Origin of the sequence: Streptococcus pluranimalium (genome assembly GCF_047785745.1) — a bacterium.
GTDB lineage: Bacteria > Bacillota > Bacilli > Lactobacillales > Streptococcaceae > Streptococcus > Streptococcus pluranimalium_B.
Map to the genome: position 1 here is coordinate 1 of NZ_JBLOJT010000029.1, position 17,842 is coordinate 17,842.

16 protein-coding genes are annotated in these 17,842 nt (G+C 39.5%); 2 read left to right on the forward strand and 14 right to left on the reverse strand.

All coding sequences use genetic code 11. From position 1 onward, the window contains the following. Positions 1 to 340: 340 nt before the first annotated feature. The 11 genes from ACMZ6U_RS04890 to ACMZ6U_RS04940 form a co-directional block, all read right to left on the reverse strand. A complete protein-coding gene (locus ACMZ6U_RS04890) occupies positions 341 to 898 on the reverse strand; it encodes a nucleotidyltransferase family protein (RefSeq protein ID WP_416106753.1) in 558 nt (185 codons plus the stop codon). 51 nt (positions 899 to 949) lie between these two features. Then, positions 950 to 2,806 (reverse strand): proline--tRNA ligase, encoded by a 1,857-nt coding sequence (locus ACMZ6U_RS04895; RefSeq protein WP_416106782.1) that lies wholly within the window; start codon positions 2,804 to 2,806, stop codon positions 950 to 952. Positions 2,807 to 2,965: 159 nt separating this feature from the next. Further along, positions 2,966 to 4,228 carry an RIP metalloprotease RseP gene (rseP, locus tag ACMZ6U_RS04900; protein ID WP_416106755.1) on the reverse strand — a complete coding sequence of 421 codons (1,263 nt, stop codon included), beginning with the start codon at positions 4,226 to 4,228 and terminating at the stop codon, positions 2,966 to 2,968. Between the two features lie 18 nt (positions 4,229 to 4,246). Beyond that, positions 4,247 to 5,041, reverse strand: a complete 795-nt coding sequence (locus ACMZ6U_RS04905; RefSeq protein ID WP_416106757.1) for a phosphatidate cytidylyltransferase — start codon at positions 5,039 to 5,041, stop codon at positions 4,247 to 4,249. Between the two features lie 18 nt (positions 5,042 to 5,059). Then, positions 5,060 to 5,809 carry an isoprenyl transferase gene (locus ACMZ6U_RS04910; protein ID WP_416106759.1) on the reverse strand — a complete coding sequence of 250 codons (750 nt, stop codon included), beginning with the start codon at positions 5,807 to 5,809 and terminating at the stop codon, positions 5,060 to 5,062. A gap of 156 nt (positions 5,810 to 5,965) precedes the next feature. Then, positions 5,966 to 6,307 carry a preprotein translocase subunit YajC gene (gene yajC, locus ACMZ6U_RS04915; RefSeq protein WP_416106761.1) on the reverse strand — a complete coding sequence of 114 codons (342 nt, stop codon included), beginning with the start codon at positions 6,305 to 6,307 and terminating at the stop codon, positions 5,966 to 5,968. A gap of 98 nt (positions 6,308 to 6,405) precedes the next feature. Beyond that, complete coding sequence (locus ACMZ6U_RS04920) at positions 6,406 to 6,741, reverse strand: thioredoxin fold domain-containing protein (RefSeq protein ID WP_416106763.1); 336 nt, start codon at positions 6,739 to 6,741, stop codon at positions 6,406 to 6,408. Positions 6,742 to 6,878: 137 nt separating this feature from the next. Then, positions 6,879 to 7,391 (reverse strand): hypothetical protein, encoded by a 513-nt coding sequence (locus ACMZ6U_RS04925; RefSeq protein ID WP_416106765.1) that lies wholly within the window; start codon positions 7,389 to 7,391, stop codon positions 6,879 to 6,881. A gap of 89 nt (positions 7,392 to 7,480) precedes the next feature. After that, the gene (gene galE / locus ACMZ6U_RS04930) at positions 7,481 to 8,476 is read right to left on the reverse strand and encodes a UDP-glucose 4-epimerase GalE (RefSeq protein ID WP_416106767.1); all 996 of its coding nucleotides are present in this window, start codon (positions 8,474 to 8,476) and stop codon (positions 7,481 to 7,483) included. Between the two features lie 15 nt (positions 8,477 to 8,491). Next, positions 8,492 to 9,958 carry a UDP-glucose--hexose-1-phosphate uridylyltransferase gene (galT, locus tag ACMZ6U_RS04935; protein ID WP_416106768.1) on the reverse strand — a complete coding sequence of 489 codons (1,467 nt, stop codon included), beginning with the start codon at positions 9,956 to 9,958 and terminating at the stop codon, positions 8,492 to 8,494. A gap of 3 nt (positions 9,959 to 9,961) precedes the next feature. Next, a complete protein-coding gene (locus ACMZ6U_RS04940) occupies positions 9,962 to 11,134 on the reverse strand; it encodes a galactokinase (RefSeq protein WP_416106770.1) in 1,173 nt (390 codons plus the stop codon). 136 nt (positions 11,135 to 11,270) lie between these two features. On the opposite strand from ACMZ6U_RS04940, the gene ACMZ6U_RS04945 reads away from it, so the two are divergent. Next, complete coding sequence (locus ACMZ6U_RS04945; protein WP_416106772.1) at positions 11,271 to 12,269, forward strand: LacI family DNA-binding transcriptional regulator; 999 nt, start codon at positions 11,271 to 11,273, stop codon at positions 12,267 to 12,269. Between the two features lie 257 nt (positions 12,270 to 12,526). Here ACMZ6U_RS04945 and dexB read toward each other — a convergent pair whose 3' ends face one another. The 3 genes from dexB to ACMZ6U_RS04960 form a co-directional block, all read right to left on the reverse strand. Then, the gene (gene dexB, locus ACMZ6U_RS04950; RefSeq protein ID WP_416106774.1) at positions 12,527 to 14,137 is read right to left on the reverse strand and encodes a glucan 1,6-alpha-glucosidase DexB; all 1,611 of its coding nucleotides are present in this window, start codon (positions 14,135 to 14,137) and stop codon (positions 12,527 to 12,529) included. A 74-nt stretch (positions 14,138 to 14,211) separates the two neighbouring features. Next, entirely contained in the window at positions 14,212 to 15,345 is a 1,134-nt protein-coding gene (locus ACMZ6U_RS04955) for an ABC transporter ATP-binding protein (protein ID WP_416106776.1), read from the reverse strand. Between the two features lie 145 nt (positions 15,346 to 15,490). Further along, complete coding sequence (locus ACMZ6U_RS04960; RefSeq protein ID WP_416106778.1) at positions 15,491 to 16,333, reverse strand: helix-turn-helix domain-containing protein; 843 nt, start codon at positions 16,331 to 16,333, stop codon at positions 15,491 to 15,493. 155 nt (positions 16,334 to 16,488) lie between these two features. Here ACMZ6U_RS04960 and ACMZ6U_RS04965 point away from each other — a divergent pair, with 155 nt between their 5' ends. Then, positions 16,489 to 17,535, forward strand: a complete 1,047-nt coding sequence (locus ACMZ6U_RS04965; protein WP_416106780.1) for an aldose epimerase family protein — start codon at positions 16,489 to 16,491, stop codon at positions 17,533 to 17,535. Positions 17,536 to 17,842: the final 307 nt, after the last annotated feature.

The following is a 17,842-nucleotide window of genomic DNA, read 5'->3' on the forward strand; positions in this document are numbered from 1 at the left end:
AAAATTCCTTTTCTAATCTCAGATACAGATAAGTTTACTTTTGAGTTTTTAAATGAAGGCATCGACTTATTTCCACAAGGTATAACAGCTAATGAGAAGCATGATGATTGAGCCATAGCGGATGTATATTTGAAATCTATCTCTTTGATATAAAGCTATGGAATCAGGTACTTTAGGATAGAGAGCAAAGCCTCCAAACCAGAGTATCCGCCCCCATAAATACCACCTATCATCTTTACAAATAATACCAACAACTGTTAACAAAACGACTATAGCAAACAAACGATTAAATTGTTGCCAAAAAGTCCAATTTTTGATGGGTTGCATTATATCCTCCTATTTAGTCTTGGTAAATCTTGATTTGCGGCCATTTGCTCGACCAATTTTTCCTTGCCATGCGTTCATTATAAACAGCCATACGCTTATCTGAAGCCTTAAAATGCGGTGTTGGGTGAATCTCAAAACGACTAATAACATCTAAGCCATAAGGTGCAAAAAGCTCTAGCTCATCATCAATCAACCTCAAAGCTACTGCTGTTGCTGTTTCTGGGTATTTACTGATAGCATCTCTAGCTGATTCATAGCCTACTGTATCAGGATTATGAACATGCATAAAGACCTGATTTTTTAGCTCCCATGGATAATCAGGATGCGCCTCTTTTAAATGATTCTCTATAGTCTGTGTTTCTTGATAGGATACTGTTGAATCGTAAAACACCACATCCAAGTCAGTTTCAGTATCAAAAACAGGAAGACCAGATTGAACATTCCAGATATAGTTACGGACAGAACCTGCTGCCAGCCAACAATCCTTTAGCCCTAAATCAGCAATCACATTTAAAATCGTCATCATTTGCTGATCCTTTTGAATCAATACTAAAAATTCTTTTTCTGTCATAAATCCATTATAGCAAAAAGCTTCAGCATCCTGCCAAAGCTTTTCATATTCTTAATTTTCTTTCGTTAAAATTTCCAAGGTTTCAATCAAGTTGTCTTGGTGAACTTCAATACTATCACCAGTTGCTTTGATTTTAACTTCAACGATACCATCGGCTGCTTTTTTACCAACAGTCACACGGATTGGTAAACCAATCAAATCACTATCGGAAAATTTTGAACCAACGCGTTCGTTACGGTCATCTGTCAAGACTTCATAACCTTTAGCCATTAAAGTGTTTTCGATGCTTTGTGTCAAGTCGTTAGCAACTTCGTCCTTTGTATTTACCGTAATCAAGTGAACATCAAATGGTGCCAACTCTTTAGGGAAGTTGATTCCCCATGCAAAGCGGTAGTCTCCTTTTGGTGTCTTGTTAACAAAGAGACGAGCATGCTGTTCGATAACAGCTGACAAGATACGGCTAACACCAATACCATAACATCCCATAACAATCGGTACAGCACGGCCATTCTCATCAAGGATATTAGCCCCCATACTGTCAGAATAGCGAGTACCAAGTTTAAAGATATGCCCGATCTCGATACCACGCGCAAATTGAAGCGTCCCTTTACCATCTGGAGAGACTTCACCTTCTTTAACTTCACGAATATCAACATATTCAGCCTTAAAGTCGCGGCCTGCATTAACACCAGTCAAGTGGAAACCATCTTGGTTAGCGCCCACAACAACGTTAGCTGTATTTTTAACTTTACGGTCAGCAATGATACGCACAGTTTCGGGAAGGTTAACAGGCCCAAGCGAACCGAAGCTAGCACCAAAAACAGGACGGACATCTTCTTCACTAGCGGCTTCAAGGAAGTCAGCACCGAGATAGTTTTTCAACTTGACATCATTGACTTGGTCATTTCCAACAAGAAGGGCTACTACTAATTCACCATCAGCTTTGAAAACAAGCGTTTTAAGCGTATCTTCTTCAGGAACATCAAGGAAGTCAGCCACATCATCGATAGTCTTACAGTTTGGTGTTTCCACTTGAACAAGAGCTTCTTGTGAGACAACTTTTGAAGTCTCTTTGAATTCATTGGTTGCCATTTCAAGATTAGCTGCATAGGTTGATTCTGTTGAATAAGCAATAGTATCTTCACCAGAAACCAACCAAGAAGCTAATTCTTCCTTGATTTGTTCTAAGACATCTTCTGGGATGTCTTGGATTGATGGGATTGACTTATCCAAAACCAACCAGCGATCCAAGTCAGTACGGTCTGGAGTAACAGCCATGAACTCTTGAGAGTCCTTACCCCCCATAGCACCACCATCACCAATAATACCCTTAAAATCAAGACCTGAACGAGTGAAAATAGCCTCATAAGCTTGACGATAATCTTCATAGGTAACATCTAAATCATCATAATCTTTATGGAAACTATAAGCATCTTTCATGATAAATTCACGCGTACGAAGAAGGCCATTACGAGGGCGTTTTTCATCACGGTATTTAGATTGGATTTGGTAAAGATTAAACGGTAGTTGCTTGTAAGATTTGACTGAATCACGAACTAAATAAGTTAGTGTTTCTTCATGGGTTGGTCCCAAGATAAAGTCTGACTGATCACGGTTTTTCAGTTTGTAGAGGTCTTCCCCATAGGTATCATAACGACCTGACTCACGCCATAGATCATCTGTCAAAAGGGCTGGAGTCAACATTTCTACTGCACCGATTTTTTCAAATTCTTGACGCATGATGGTCTTGAATTTTTCAATAACACGGTTAGCTAGTGGTAGGTAGGCGTAAATCCCTGCTGAGACTTGACGAACGTAGCCAGCACGTACCATAAGGGCGTGACTGATGACTTGTGCATCGCTAGGCATCTCGCGTAGCGTAGGAATAAGCATATTAGATTGTTTCATAATTAAGATAAAAGCCCGTAAATACCTTACAAAAATTTCCGACACTGTGTTCCAATACACTTGGTCACCTAGATTTTTAGTCTGTATTTAGGGCGTGCTCACTTTTGGATTAAAAGGAACACATTTCCTTTCTGTTTAAGGTTAGTATAGTTTTATGAGTTAGAAGAAGGCTCGCATGATGTCATTCCATGTCACAGCAATCATCAAGACTACCATGATACCGACACCAGCTAGCGTAATATAGGTTTCAACTTCTTGACTAAGAGGTTTGCGTCGGATGGCTTCAATGATATTAATGAAAATTTTACCACCATCAAGTGCTGGGATAGGAATAAGATTAAAAATACCTAAGTTAATAGATAGCATCGCCATCAATGACAAAACGCTAATCAAACCATCTTTAGCAGCTTGATTAGACATTTGATACATGGCCACAGGACCTCCTAGTTGATTTAAACTAAAATTTGTTATCAAGTTTTTTAAGGCTCGTATGATAAGCGTAGCACCATCCCAAGAAGCTTCTAAGCCACCGATAACTTTATCCACAAAGCTGGTTTTCAATCCTCGCATGACACCAATAACATAATTACCATTGACTTTTTGCGGTTTAACAGTGATTTGGCGTTCCTGACCATTATCTTTAGAGACTAAGACTTGGATACTATCATCTTTCTTGAGATTACGAGTACTATCATCGAAAGCCTTGGTCAAATCTGACCAATTAGATACTTGACTTGAACCAATTTGTAGAATTCTGTCACCGTTTTGAACACCGGCAGCCTGCATGGCACCACCGTCTGACACTCTGATTTGGTTGGTATTAGAATCTGGGGCACCGCCTTGAACAAACATCATGACAATAAATACCAAAGCTCCTAGGATAAAATTATTCATCGGACCTGCAAAATTCGTCATCATACGTCCCCAAACGGTCGCATTTTGATATTGCACATCAAGTGGAGCAATACGAACTTCTGTACCATCTTCTTCGATAATGGTTGCATCATGATCAACAGAATAGGTTCTCGTCTCATCAAGAATCACTCCTGTAATTGTCAACTTATCTTCTAAATCATAAGCTGTTACATTCATAGGAAGACTTGTTTGATCTAGGTATTTCTGAGATAGGTTGATCCTTTTCACCAAGCCATCTTTGTTCAAGGTTAAGGTAACAGGTGTACCAGTTTTTATATTGGTAGTATCATCACCCCAACCAGCCATTCTGACATAGCCACCAAGCGGCAAGGCGCGAATGGTATAGGCAGTTCCATCCTTGCCTGTATGTGCAAAGATTTTAGGCCCCATACCAACTGCAAATTCGCGGACTAAAATCCCAGATTTTTTAGCAAAATAAAAATGACCAAACTCATGAACGACGACTAAGATTCCAAAAATAACAATAAAAGCTAATAATCCCTGCATAGACCTACTCCTCTTAGTTTAAAATAAACCAAACAAATGCATGATTGGAAAAACAAGAATCATACTATCGAAACGATCAAGGATACCACCATGTCCAGGAATAAGATTACCAGAATCTTTGACCGTAAAGCGTCGCTTAATAGCACTCTCCACTAAATCACCAAATTGAGCAAAGATACTAAAAAGAGCAACTAGTATAAGCATGATTAAAAAGTGATGAGGGGCATAGACATCTTTATCAAAAAGCATAAAGACTAGCGATACGACAACCGCTGACAAGATTCCCCCTAAACTGCCTTCAATGGTTTTATTGGGAGATACTTTGGGTAACAATTTTCGACGCCCCATCCGACGCCCTACAAAATAAGCTCCTGTATCCGTTGCCCAAACAATGAAAAGAGCCAGAAAAACTTTATCCAAACCAGCCATTCTTGCATTGACTAAATTTTGAAAACCAATACCCACGTACAAACTCGATAGTATTGGATAAGCTGCATCATCAAAAGCATAGGTATCACTAGAAATAACCGTTCCAGCTAAAATGAAAAACATGAAGAGACCAAATATTGTAAAACTCCCATCAACTGGTAAAAAAGTTAAGTAGTTTTGCAAAGGAACGACCAATGAAAAAGCTGCTAACATAGCAAAAACACCTTCAAATGAGAAAACTTCTAAACGACGCATCCGAAGTAATTCAGATACAGCTATCATTGCTAATACACCTATAAAAAGCTGAAAAGGTAGGTCACCTATCCACAAAAAGGGAAGAAATATTGCTAAAGTAATTGCTCCCCAAATCACACGTTGTTGCATTAAAAATTCCTTTCTGGATTATAAACCACCGAATCGACGATGTCGATGATTATAGTCTGCAATAGCCTCTTTAAGGGCTTGACCATCAAAATCTGGCCATAAACGGTCAGTAAAGTAAAACTCACTGTATGCAATTTGCCAAGGAAGAAAGTTACTGGTACGCAACTCACCGCTTGTTCGAATAACGAGATCAGGATCACGATAAAGATAAGGCAAACGGCTCGTCATCAAACGACCTGATATGAGATCCTCTGTGATGTCTCCTGGATTTAAGCGAGCATCTAAGACGTCTTGCGCTAACTCACGAACGGTTTCAACAATCTCTGATCGACCACCATAATTAAGTGCAAAGTTAAGAACCAAGCCTGAATTATGTCGTGTCTTTTCTAAAGCATTGTCAAGAGCCGCCAAAGTATCTTTTGGTAAACGATGACGGTCACCAATCATTTGGATGCGGACATTATTTTTATCTAGTTCTGGAACGTACTTGTCAAAAAATTCGACAGGAAGCTTCATGATAAAAGCAACCTCATCTTCTGGACGAGACCAATTTTCTGTTGAAAAAGCATAAACAGTTAGAACTTTTACACCTAGTTTAGAAGCAGCGATGGTAACTTTTTGAAGAGCATCCATGCCTGCTTTATGCCCCATAATCCTTGGTTGGAGACGTTTTTTAGCCCAACGGCCATTACCATCCATAATGATTCCAATATGTTTAGGAATATTATCAAGAATCATTTCTTTATTTTTTCGTTTTAATCCAAACATGTATCTTCCTTTATCAAAGCATAATCATCTTATTTTACCATATTTTAAAGGTTTTTAACCATGATTTGTGCTAAGTTCAGTTCTGAATCATTATTTTTTAATTTTCTGTTAAAAAAGTATCTTTTGTCAGTTAAAAAAGAGCCCTAGGACTCTCTTTTAACTTGGTTCAATTACTGAATCTTCTGAGATATCAGCTTGCACAGCACCTTCGTCGACAAGCCCGATTTCACCTGGGATGTCTCCAACTTTTGTCACGACACGCTTGATAGCTGATAATTCAAATGTTAAGTAGACACCATCAATATCAAGTACAATTTTTTGTTCTGCTTGATTAACTTCATCAACAACTCCATACAGACCACCTATCGTCACAACTTCATCACCTTGAGTGAGAGCGTTAATTTGATCTTGTCGTTGCTTAGCAGCTTTTTTCTGTTGACGTGTTGTAAAATACATCATCCCCGCCATAACGAGGACCATAATTAATATTGTTGGCATTTTTATTCCTCCAAAGATATATTAACTATCATTATAGTAAAAAAAGAGCCAACAAACAAGGTCAGCTCTGCTATTTCCTGTAAAATCAGCCTAAAGTCTTAGCCGATAAAGTCTAAAATCTCTTCTTCAGATAGCGATGAATCACAAACGACACGCACTTGACCATTTTCAGCGACTAAGAGACTAGGAACGGTTTTAATCCCATATTTATCGCGAAAAGCTTGGATGTTTTCAAATTGTGAAAAATCTTCCGAATGTAGGTAGTCAACTGTTAGGTTATTTGCCTTAACAACAGTTGTCAACTTTGGTTCAAAACGTTGGCAATAAGGGCAGGTTGGTCGACCAACAAAAAGAATCACTTTTTCTTGAGTGTTAATCGCTTCTTCAGCTGCTACTGCTGAAATAAGATTAAAAGCTGATGCAAATTCTGACATATAATGTCCTCACTTTACTGATTTTTTTCTATATTTTACACCTAAAAATGAAGAGAGTCAATTATCTGAAACATACTTAGATATGATCATGTAAACTTCTTGACTAACTTCTTCAAGTGTTTTAGCATTTGTATCTATCACAATGGTATTATCCTTCGATAAGAACCAATTTCTTTTATTGGTAAGAGATTTTCAAGTTGAAAGTCAAAAAAGGAACGCCTTCTCGTTTTATCCAATTGTTTCCGCTGTCGTAATTCGGACTCACTGTCATCAAGGTAAATCACAAGGTCAGGCAGACAAGTTTCTAATGCTTTTAACTTATTTATCAATTGCGGACTCAGTTGCCAATCCTTCCCACATGCTTTGGGATAAAATCGCGTATAAAAATCAATTTCTTCCGCACCAAAATCCATCAAAACAACTTTCTTATCCGCCACCTTTTCATAACGAGAGATTTCATGATCAATCCATAAAGCTTGGATCATTTGATAATCCTTATAGTTATCTTTATCTAACTGAAGTTGATTTATTTTTGTCACTACAGGTGAAATGTCTTCATGGCTCACAAATACTTCTGGTAATTTCTGTGCTAAATAATTCACCACACTCGTTTTTCCGACTGCCATCGACCCCTGAACTGAAATAATCATTTTATTCCTCTCTAGCAAAAGAGGTTGGCGTAACTTCCAACCTCATCTTAAACTTTAGGCGTTTTTCTACTCCCTTATAAAAACTTCAATTAGTCATCATAACCCTGAGGGTGGCTTGAATGCCATGCCCAGGCTGTTTCGATGATTTTCTCAATATTGTCAAATTGTGGTTTCCAGCCGAGCACCTGACGTGCTTTGCTAGATTCTGCGATGAGACTATCAGGATCCCCAGGGCGACGGTCTGCCATCTCAAGTGGGATTTCCTTACCTGTCACGCGACGAGCAGCTTCAACAATTTCAAGGTTTGAAAAACCTGTTGATGAGCCTAAATTAAAAGCTGTTGACTCATTACCTTCGCGGAGGTATTTCACTGCCAAGAGATGGGCATCAGCTAAGTCGAAGGGATGCACATAGTCACGGACGTTAGTTCCGTCTTTAGTATCATAGTCTGAACCGAAAATAGAGATTTTCTCACGTTGTCCAAGAGCTACTTGAAGGACAATCGGTAAGAGATGGGTCTCTGGACGGTGATCTTCACCAATTGAACCGTCTGGCTTATCTCCAGCGACATTGAAGTAGCGAAGTGGTACAAACTTGATGCCATAAGCTTGATCAGCCCATTTCATTATGGTTTCCATCATGAGTTTGCTTTCCCCATATGGATTGATTGGGCGTTGCGGTGTCGTTTCCTTGATTGGTAACTCTTCTGGGATACCGTAAGTTGCGGCAGTTGATGAAAAGACGATGTTTTTCACGCCACACTCATTCATCACCGCCAAGAGTTTAACCATACCAACAGTGTTGTTATCAAAGTATTTCAAGGGGTCAGTCATGGATTCTGCAACCAGAGAAAAAGCTGCAAAATGAATCACAGCATCAACTTCAGGATTTTCCTGAAAGACCTGACGCATGAAATCCTTATCTGCCAAATCACCTTCATAAAACTTGGCATCTGGATGCACTGCTGCACGGTGACCTGTCACCAAATTGTCAACAACAACTACTGTCTCATCTGTTGTCTCTACCAAACGGTCAACCATGTGTGAGCCGATATAACCTGCCCCACCTAATACTAAAACTCCCATCGTTCTCCTATCTTTCTAGGCTTCTGCCAAGCCGACACTTTCAACAAAGCGCATGAAATCAGTTTGATTTTTGTAAACCCCAGCATCTTCTAAAACGCGAGCAAAGGTTTGTCCAACCGACTGACGAACAAGGTCTTGGACATTTTCTTGCTTAATGTCAGGGTGAGCTGACTTGATGCGATCAGCCCAAGCTTTGTGATAATCTGCCATATCATTGTACTGGTTAAGGAGATATTTTTCAACCTCTAGGAGTTCATCCTTGAGTCTAGGTGGCAAAATAGCTAGACCCATGACCTCAATCAAACCAATATTTTCTTTCTTAATATGCTGAACATCTACATGAGGATGATAGACACCATCTGGATGCTCTGGAGAGGTGTGATTGTCACGTAGGACTAAGTCCAATTGGAAATTGCCATTTTTGCGGCGTGCAATAGGCGTAATCGTGTGGTGTGGTATATCACCTGTATAGGCTAAAATGTCGGCTCCTGAATCGCTGTAATCACGCCAAGCCAATCGGATATGTTCGGCTAGGTTGACTAAGTCAACTTTATTTTCTGAACTTAGACGCAAGACTGACATAGGCCAATTAACAATTCCAGCCTCAATCGTTTCAAAGCCCTTAAATCTAAAATTTTGGGTAATTTCTGCTACTTCCATAGGAAAGACATAGCGACCTGCCTGGTAATGGTTATGCGTCAAGATGGAGCCACCAACGATTGGTAAATCAGCATTTGATCCAACAAAATAGCCTGGTAACATCTCCACAATATCCAGCAGCTGCTCAAAGGTTTTTCGACTGATAACCATTGGGACATGCTGGGTATTTAAGACAATACTGTGTTCATTAAAGTAGGCATAGGGTGAATACTGAAACCCCCATTCCTCATCACCTAAAGGTAAACGAATGATACGATGATTAGCGCGTGCTGGGTGGTCTATGCGTCCTTTATAACCCTCGTTTTCCATACAGAGTTGGCATTTAGGATAACTGGAGGTTTTCATCTGCTTTGCTGCAGCGATAGCCTTAGGATCTTTCTCAGGTTTTGAGAGGTTAATGGTTATTTCTAAATCACCGTATGGTGATGGCGTTTTAAAGGCGATGTTTTTGGAAATAGCGGATACCTTGATGTAGTCATTTTTTTGAGAAAGATCATAAAAGTCAGCGATGGCTTGCTGTGGAGATTCTTGGTAAGTTTCCCAAAACCTTTTGTTTACTTTGCTTGGAATCGGGGTAATCAAATTCATCAACTCCGCTCCTAAACAATCCCTTTCTTCAAGCAGGGCACCTACTTTACCGTTTGCCACTGCTAAATCGACTAGTCTTTCCTTCAAATCAATCAAGGTGCCTGCCTGACTGTCAGGATTGCCACTAGACTCTCCAACAAGGGCTAAGACACGATTAAAAAGGTAATTATGGTCTTCTTTAGTATAGTCGCTGTGTTCGATGACTTTAGCGACAAATGTATCAATAAGCGTCATGGTTTAGCTTCTTTCTAGCACATGTGAGCCGCCAGCAATTTCCGCAATATAGAAATCTGGGGCATAACCAACAACTTCTGTATAGGTTTTTCCGACGGTAGCTTTAAAGGCATCAACCTTGTCTTTAGCCACAATGGCGATACCACAACCACCAAAGCCTGCGCCTGTCATGCGGGCACCTAAAACTCCTTCTTGTTCCCAAGCTGTGTGGGCTAAAGTATCTAGTTCAAGACCTGTCACTTCATAGTCGTGTTCTAGTGATACATGTGAGGCATTGATGAGGCGACCAAATTGCTCCAAATCGCCTGATACTAAGGCTTCTTTGGCACGAAGGGTTCGTTGATTCTCAAGAACAGCATGACGGGTACGTTTGATTCGATTAGCATCTTTGATGAGGTAGGCATATTGGTCAAAAGTATCGGCATCAAGCTCTCCCAAGGTTTTAATGGCTAGTACTTCATTTAATTCTTCAACTGCTTTTTCACATTCGGCACGACGTTCATTATACTTAGAGTCTGCCAATTCACGACGTTTATTGGTATTCATGATGACAATGACATGGTCCCCTAGATCAAGCGGAACCAACTCATACTCCAAGGTATTGGTGTCAAGGTAGATGGCTTGCTTATCTGCACCCATGCCAATAGCAAATTGATCCATAATCCCTGAATTGACCCCGATAAACTCATTTTCAGTTTGTTTACCAATTTTTACTAAATCAAGGCGTTCAAGATTTAAGCTAAAAAGCTCTTCCAAGACAATACCAGTTAAGAGTTCTAGGGAAGCTGAAGAAGATAATCCAGCACCGTTTGGAATGTTCCCGTAGACATAAAAATCAAAGCCTGTATCAATGGTATGTCCAACTTCTTGCAAGAATTTGATAACTCCTTTTGGATAATTGGTCCAATGGTCTTCCTTGTCAAATACCAGATTTTTTAAATCAACCTCAATGATTCCTAGATCCTCAAAGTTAGCCGAGTAAAAACGTAGGGTCTTGTCCTCGCGTTTTCGGGCAGCTCCGTATGTTCCTAGACTAATGGCCGCTGGAAATACGTGACCCCCGTTATAATCTGTGTGCTCACCAATAAGATTGATACGACCTGGAGAAAAGAAGGTTGCATCAGCTTGGTGATCAAAAACTTTTGTGAAAGCTTGTTTTAAGTCTTGTGATTCCATGTAACGTTCTCCTTTATGATGTCTTAATGTTATTGTAAATGGCAAGAGCAAGCTTTACAATATTTTTACTAAATTTTTACTAATTTTGGGTTTTATTTTGCTAAAATAAGGTATCAGTAATCACGAGGAGGTAATGATGGCAACCTTAAAAGATATTGCTAAACTGGCAAAAGTATCTCAAGCAACGGTGTCACGTGTGTTGAACCAAGATCCTACACTTTCCGTCGGGGAAGAAACAAGGCACCGCATTCTAACCATTGCTGAAGATTTAGGTTATCAAAAACATTTGAAAACACTTAACACCCCAAAAGTGCGGCACAAAATCGCTATTATTCAATGGTATACCGAGCAAGAAGAACTAAATGACCTCTACTATCATGCAATTCGGTTAGGTATTGAAGAACGCGCCCAAGCATTACAGTATGATATTATTCGCTTTTTCAATCAAGAACCGGAGCAACTACCAGAAGAAGCCATCGGTATTATCGCTATTGGTAAATTCAGTGAGGTTCAAATCAAACACTTTAGCAGTTGTCACCCTAATCTTGTTTTTGTCGATAGCGATACCTTAACCAAAGGTTATCATTGTGTCACAGCTGATTTTGATAATGCAGTGATTGCTGTTGTTGATTATTTTATCCACAACGGTTTGACAAAAATTGGTATGATTGCAGGTGAAGAGAGAACAAGTGATGGTTTAGAACTCTTAATTGACCCTCGTTTTCGAACCTTTCGAAATTACACTAATGAGCTAGGCATTTACGATAATAAATGTATTTTTGTTGGTCCCTTTTCAGCTGATTCCGGTTATCATTTGATGTCACAGGCTATTGACGAACTTGGTCAAGACTTACCCCATGCCTTCTTTATCGCTAATGATACACTAGCTATCGGTGCTTTGCGAGCACTACAAGAAGCCAACCTAAAAGTCCCTCAAGATGTGCAACTGATTTCTTTTAACGATACTCCTATCACTAAACAAGTCTATCCAAGACTATCTAGCGTTACGATCTTTACAAGAGAGATGGGGCAAACCGCTGTTGACATCCTTAATCGCCAAGCCATCAATCCACGACCTGTTGCGACAGTAACCAAATTAGGGACACAATTAACGCTAAGAGACAGTAGTTTTTAAGCTAACCAGAGAAATATAAAGACCAACACATAAACTACTCCTAATAAAATGGCTAAAAGATTTCTGGCTATCCATTCGTCTCAGTACTTCTCAGACTGTTCTGATTTTCAATGAGTATCAGGCTTTTTACAAATAATTGAACACTATAAAAGGCTTAGAATAACGTTTTTTGACAACGTTATTCTAAACCTTTTGTTATTTTTAAAACTTTTTGCTCAACCTCTTGAAATACTTAATCATTTTGGGTCTTCCACAGCCTATTTCACCCTCACACAAAAAGCATCCCAGGGTTTCAAGGTCTGTCTATTGACAACTTCTTGGAGGTCCGTATTAGCAATGATGATTTTCTTGATAGGACAAGTTAGCTTGATCGCTTGGTCTTGACTGGATAGATTGACCACTACCAGGTAGGTCTCGTCCTCGGTATAACGTTTGTAGGCAAAGACTTTTTCCTCCGTCTCCATTAGTTCAAAGTCTGCGTCTACTAGCCATTCTGCTTCTTTGCGTAGTTTGACTAATTGCTGATAGGTGTAGAAAATAGAGTCTTTGTCTTCTAAGGCAGCTGCTACATTTATGTCTGTATAGTTAGGATTGACTGGCAACCAAGTTTCGCTAGAACTGGAAAAGCCTGCCTGAGGTTCTACTGACCACTGCATTGGTGTTCTGGCATTATCTCGTCCAATCACACGAATGCTGTCTATGATATCAGCTATGTTTTCACCATTCTCTAGGGCTTCTTTGGCATAATTGAGCGATTCAATATCATCAAGTTGTTCCAAATGTTCAAAGGGATAATTGGTCATACCGATTTCTTCACCCTGATAAATATAAGGTGTCCCACGCATGAGATGAAGTAAAATAGCTAAGGCTTTAGCTGATTTCTCACGATAAGAGCCAGTATCTCCCCAAATCGAGAGCACACGGGGCAAATCATGGTTATTCCAAAAGAGAGAATTCCAGCCCTGCCCTAGTTCTAGCTGGGTCTGCCACTTATTAAAGATGCGCTTGAGAGCAGGGACATCTAAGCCGTCAGCGTAGTCCCATTTTGGTCGGTTAGGCTTGTGCTGTAAACCAATGTGCTCAAATTGAAAAACCATCGACAGTTCCTGGTGCTTCGGATTTGAATACTGCTTAGCTATCTCTGGTGTCGCACCCCAAGTTTCCCCAACTGTTAACAAATCGTGCTTGCCAAAGCTGGCTTGATTCATTTCTTTTAGATAATCATGAAGTTTTGGACCATTTTCACGAATGTTCTGGTCAGGGATTTTACCTAGTAGGTCAATCACATCCATACGAAAACCACCGATTCCCTTGTCAATCCAGAAATTCATCATGTCATAAATTTTATGGCGCAGTTCTTCATTTTCCCAATTAAGGTCTGGTTGCTTTTTTCCAAAGAGATGCAAATAATATTGACCAGATGTCTCATCATATTCCCAAGCAGAACCTGAAAATGTTGACACTAAATCATTGGGCTGGTCACGCCAGATATAATAATCTCTCTCGGGACTAGCTGCGTTTTCGCGTGCTTCAATAAACCAAGCATGTTCATCAGACGTATGATTGACCACCAAATCCATAATAATCTTAATCCCACGTTGGTTAGCTTGAGCGAGAAGCTCCTCCATATCGCTCATGTCACCAAAAATGTCGGCAATAGCCTGATAATCCGAAATGTCATAGCCATTATCATCCATAGGACTCTGGTAAACAGGGGACAACCAGATGGCTGTAATACCTAGTTTTTCTAAATAATCAAGTTTTGAAATGATACCTTGAAGATCGCCGATACCGTCTCCATTAGCATCCATGAAAGATTTAGGGTAAATTTGATAAATTGTAGCTGTGTGCCACCAGTGTTTCTGCATGCGCTTTCCTTTCTATTCAAAACAAAACCCTCAATGAAAGGCATCAAGGATTCTGTTTTCTTAGGGGTTACTCATTATCGAATAGCTTCTTCTGTTTCAAGGTCAAAGAAATGCCCTTTGGCAACATTAAAGGTTAGGTTAACCTGTTCACCTGGGTGGTGGAAATCACGCGCATCGACACGTGAGGCAAATTCCGTTTGACCAAGTTTTACATAGAGCATGGTTTCAGCACCCAAAAGCTCTGATACCAAAACTTCCGCATTAACTTGCGCACTTGGATAAGTATCTTTGACTAAAAGGTTTCCTGAAATGTCTTCTGGACGAATACCGAAAATAACTTTTTTTCCTTTGTAACCCTTAGCTTCAAGGAGTTTTTCTTGTCCTTCTGGAATAGCGATGTTGAGACCATCCTCACTGACAATAAAGCCATCTTTAACCTCAACTTCAAAGAAGTTCATAGCTGGGCTACCAATAAAACCTGCCACAAACTTGTTAGCTGGTGTATTATAGAGCTCTTGAGGGGTTCCAACTTGCTCGATTTTTCCGATGGTTCCATTTCCTTGAGGATTTTTCGTAGCACTCATGATAACAATGCGATCCGCAAGCGTCATGGCTTCTGTTTGGTCATGGGTAACATAGATAGTTGTTGAACCGATGCGTTGGTGGATTTTGGCAATCTCAGCACGCATGGACACACGCAATTTGGCATCCAAGTTTGACAAAGGTTCATCCATCAAGAAAACTTTCGCATCACGAACGATGGCACGTCCCATAGCAACACGTTGGCGTTGCCCACCAGAAAGGTCTGCTGGCTTACGGTCTAAGAATTCCGTCAAGCCAAGAATCTGCGCTGCTTCTTTGACACGTGTGTCGATATCAGCTTTTTTGTATTTACGCAATTTAAGCCCAAAAGCCATGTTGTCGTATACACTCATGTGTGGGTAAAGAGCATAGTTTTGGAAAACCATGGCGATATCACGGTCTTTAGGAGACTTGTCATTAACCACTTCACCATCAATGAGGAGTTCACCCTCTGAAATATCTTCAAGCCCTGCAATCATACGCAAAGTTGTTGATTTCCCACAGCCAGAAGGCCCAACAAAAACAATAAATTCTTTGTCTTTAATGTCTAGATTGAAGTCTTCAACCGCGTAGTGATCTGTATTTGGATATTTTTTATGAATATGATTTAAGTTTAATTCAACCATCTTTTCTCCTTCAGTAGCATCCTAAATCTTGATTTTAGGTCTTTTATTGATGTCTCTAGTATAACAAAGATAGCGTTTACAAAACATAGTCACATCTCACAAAAAGCTTTGTGCAGGATGACCAAAAAAAGAACCCGACAGTTATCTAGTCCTTTAAGATCAATAAATAAGCTAGAGCTAAATCATCTAAATCCTTAAGATTAAGCCCCGTTGACTGGTAACATTTATCCAGACGATATTGGAGAGAATTGCGATGAATAAAGAGCCGCTGGGCAGTCTGAACCAGGTTACCATGTTCCTGCCACATGGCAGTCACCAATTCACGACCATCTTTTAACTGGCCTAATAGGCTAAGCAATTGTTGACTTAGTTGTCCAGTATCCTTCTCTTTGGCTAGAGCCCAAAGCAAGACCTGCGCAAATGTTGTAACAGACTGCTGAGCTTTAGCATCATAGTATTCTTGAAAAAAAGCATATTCTTTAATAAGCGTTGCCTGCAAGTCCTGCTCTGAAAAATTGGTCCAAGCATTGCCAATGAAGGCTTTCAAGGATATCCCAAAATCACTTTCAACAGTTGGCAGAATATCTTTAATGACAACCGATGTGTCCTGAGTATCACTAGCATCTAAAACCAAAAGCGACTTCTGATTCGATAACTTGGTCACAAGCAAGCTATTCGAAAACATAGCCTCTAAAAGTTTTCTTAAGTCTCCAGGAAGAGCTGTCGAATGATGCAAATAGACTAATTGTAAAGCCGTTTTAGCTATCGGTAATGCAGTATCCCCTTGAAGAAAAGACAACCAAGGGTTGGTCGTAACAGCTTCTTCATCACTCGGAGCTAAGAGGTGAATCAAAGCCAACTCCCTCTCTGTCAAGTCAGTTTTCGGAAGATGAAGAAACCCCTGCTCATAAGGAAAGACAAAAGTCTCCTTACTGGCAGTAGCATCACTTGAAACAACAGCACGAGGAAATAAGTCACTAAACATCATACAACTCCCTTCATCAATGATCATTAGTATGATTATAGCATAGAAGTTAAAAATAAAACTTTAGCTTTTATTAATTTTACAGTGTTAAGCGTTTTCAATTTTGTTTTAATCCATTATACTATTAATGTAAGGAATTAGATAGAAAGGAATCACAAATGTTACAAACACAAAAAATAAGCACTGCCCAAGGCAGTGTCACAAATATCACTCTTTCAAATCGCAATCAAACTTCTCTTATAATTTCTAGTTTGGGCGCCACACTTCTTAGTTTCAAAACACAAGATAAGAAAGGAAAGTTACAAGATATTGTTCTTGGTTTTGACGCCATAGATGACTACTTTACTAACACAGATACCTACTTTGGAGCGAGTGTTGGCCGTATTGCCAATAGAACTGAAAATGCTCGTTTTTCCCTTAATGGGGAGACGTTCCAAATAGCTAAAAACGAAGGCAACAACAATCTTCATAGCGGTCCCAATGGTTATCAAACACGTATTTGGGAAGTTGACTGTTTAGATGAAGTGAACAATCAGGTAACGTTCAAACTAGAAAGTCCAGACGGCGATCAAGGGTATCCTGGCAATTTGACTTTACACATTTCCTATCAACTGAGTGAAGATAATCACCTCAAAATCACTTATCAAGCTTTAGCTGATAAAGATACGCCATTTAGCCCAACGAATCACTCTTACTTCAACTTAAATGGTCATGCTTCTGGTAGTATTGAAAACCACCTCCTCAAACTAAATGCCAGCACCTATACACCAATCAGAGATAGCAAGTCTATTCCGATTGGGGATATTGCTGATGTTGAGAGAACACCATTTGATTTTAAAAACCCTAAAACCATTGGTCAAGATATCAGTCAATCATTTGATCAATTAGAATTAGCTGGAGGATACGACCATAACTTTATTTTAGACCATCCAAGTTTACAATATCCTTTCGCCACAGTTATTGGAGATAAGACAGGTATCATCTTAGAAGCATTCACCGATCTACCTGGCGTCCAATTCTACTCTGGGAATTTCCTCAATAACCATCCTGGAAAAGAGCGAGCTTTGTACGGAAAACGTCATGGATTTTGTCTGGAAACACAATTTTTCCCAAATGCTATCAACACACCACACTTCCCATCTCCCGTACTAAAAGCTAATACACCAACTACTTATCAAACAATTTATAAAGTAGGAGTTATGTAGCTTAAATCTATTTAAAGAAGGCTATGTTAACAGTCGTATTTGAGACTTTTGGTTAAAAATCGAAAATATAAAATAGCTTAGAAATAACATTTCTTAATGTTATCATTCTAAGCTATTTTCTGTTATCAAGCTTTGTTGCCCAGTCTTTTCTCACTGTTAAGCCTACTGCTTATCCAATTCTGAACTAAACCAACGACCATTCAAAACGGTCTTATTAAGGTCTTCTTTTGTTTCATCCGAAATGCTTTGATCTGCTTTCATTTTTTCAATGATATCAAAAGCCGTTTCATCGTCAGAAATCATCTTA

Bases quoted from the DNA above. Each gene is read 5' to 3' on its own strand.
- ACMZ6U_RS04890 (WP_416106753.1), bottom strand. From the start codon at position 898: ATGACAGAAAAAGAATTTTTAGTATTGATTCAAAAGGATCAGCAAATG.
- ACMZ6U_RS04940 (WP_416106770.1), bottom strand. From the start codon at position 11,134: ATGGAATCACAAGACTTAAAACAAGCTTTCACAAAAGTTTTTGATCAC.
- ACMZ6U_RS04925 (WP_416106765.1), bottom strand. From the start codon at position 7,391: ATGATTATTTCAGTTCAGGGGTCGATGGCAGTCGGAAAAACGAGTGTG.
- ACMZ6U_RS04905 (WP_416106757.1), bottom strand. From the start codon at position 5,041: ATGCAACAACGTGTGATTTGGGGAGCAATTACTTTAGCAATATTTCTT.
- dexB (WP_416106774.1), bottom strand. From the start codon at position 14,137: ATGCAGAAACACTGGTGGCACACAGCTACAATTTATCAAATTTACCCT.
- rseP (WP_416106755.1), bottom strand. From the start codon at position 4,228: ATGCAGGGATTATTAGCTTTTATTGTTATTTTTGGAATCTTAGTCGTC.
- ACMZ6U_RS04965 (WP_416106780.1), top strand. From the start codon at position 16,489: ATGTTACAAACACAAAAAATAAGCACTGCCCAAGGCAGTGTCACAAAT.
- galT (WP_416106768.1), bottom strand. From the start codon at position 9,958: ATGACGCTTATTGATACATTTGTCGCTAAAGTCATCGAACACAGCGAC.
- galE (WP_416106767.1), bottom strand. From the start codon at position 8,476: ATGGGAGTTTTAGTATTAGGTGGGGCAGGTTATATCGGCTCACACATG.
- ACMZ6U_RS04920 (WP_416106763.1), bottom strand. From the start codon at position 6,741: ATGTCAGAATTTGCATCAGCTTTTAATCTTATTTCAGCAGTAGCAGCT.
- ACMZ6U_RS04910 (WP_416106759.1), bottom strand. From the start codon at position 5,809: ATGTTTGGATTAAAACGAAAAAATAAAGAAATGATTCTTGATAATATT.
- yajC (WP_416106761.1), bottom strand. From the start codon at position 6,307: ATGCCAACAATATTAATTATGGTCCTCGTTATGGCGGGGATGATGTAT.
- ACMZ6U_RS04955 (WP_416106776.1), bottom strand. From the start codon at position 15,345: ATGGTTGAATTAAACTTAAATCATATTCATAAAAAATATCCAAATACA.
- ACMZ6U_RS04895 (WP_416106782.1), bottom strand. From the start codon at position 2,806: ATGAAACAATCTAATATGCTTATTCCTACGCTACGCGAGATGCCTAGC.
- ACMZ6U_RS04945 (WP_416106772.1), top strand. From the start codon at position 11,271: ATGGCAACCTTAAAAGATATTGCTAAACTGGCAAAAGTATCTCAAGCA.
- ACMZ6U_RS04960 (WP_416106778.1), bottom strand. From the start codon at position 16,333: ATGATGTTTAGTGACTTATTTCCTCGTGCTGTTGTTTCAAGTGATGCT.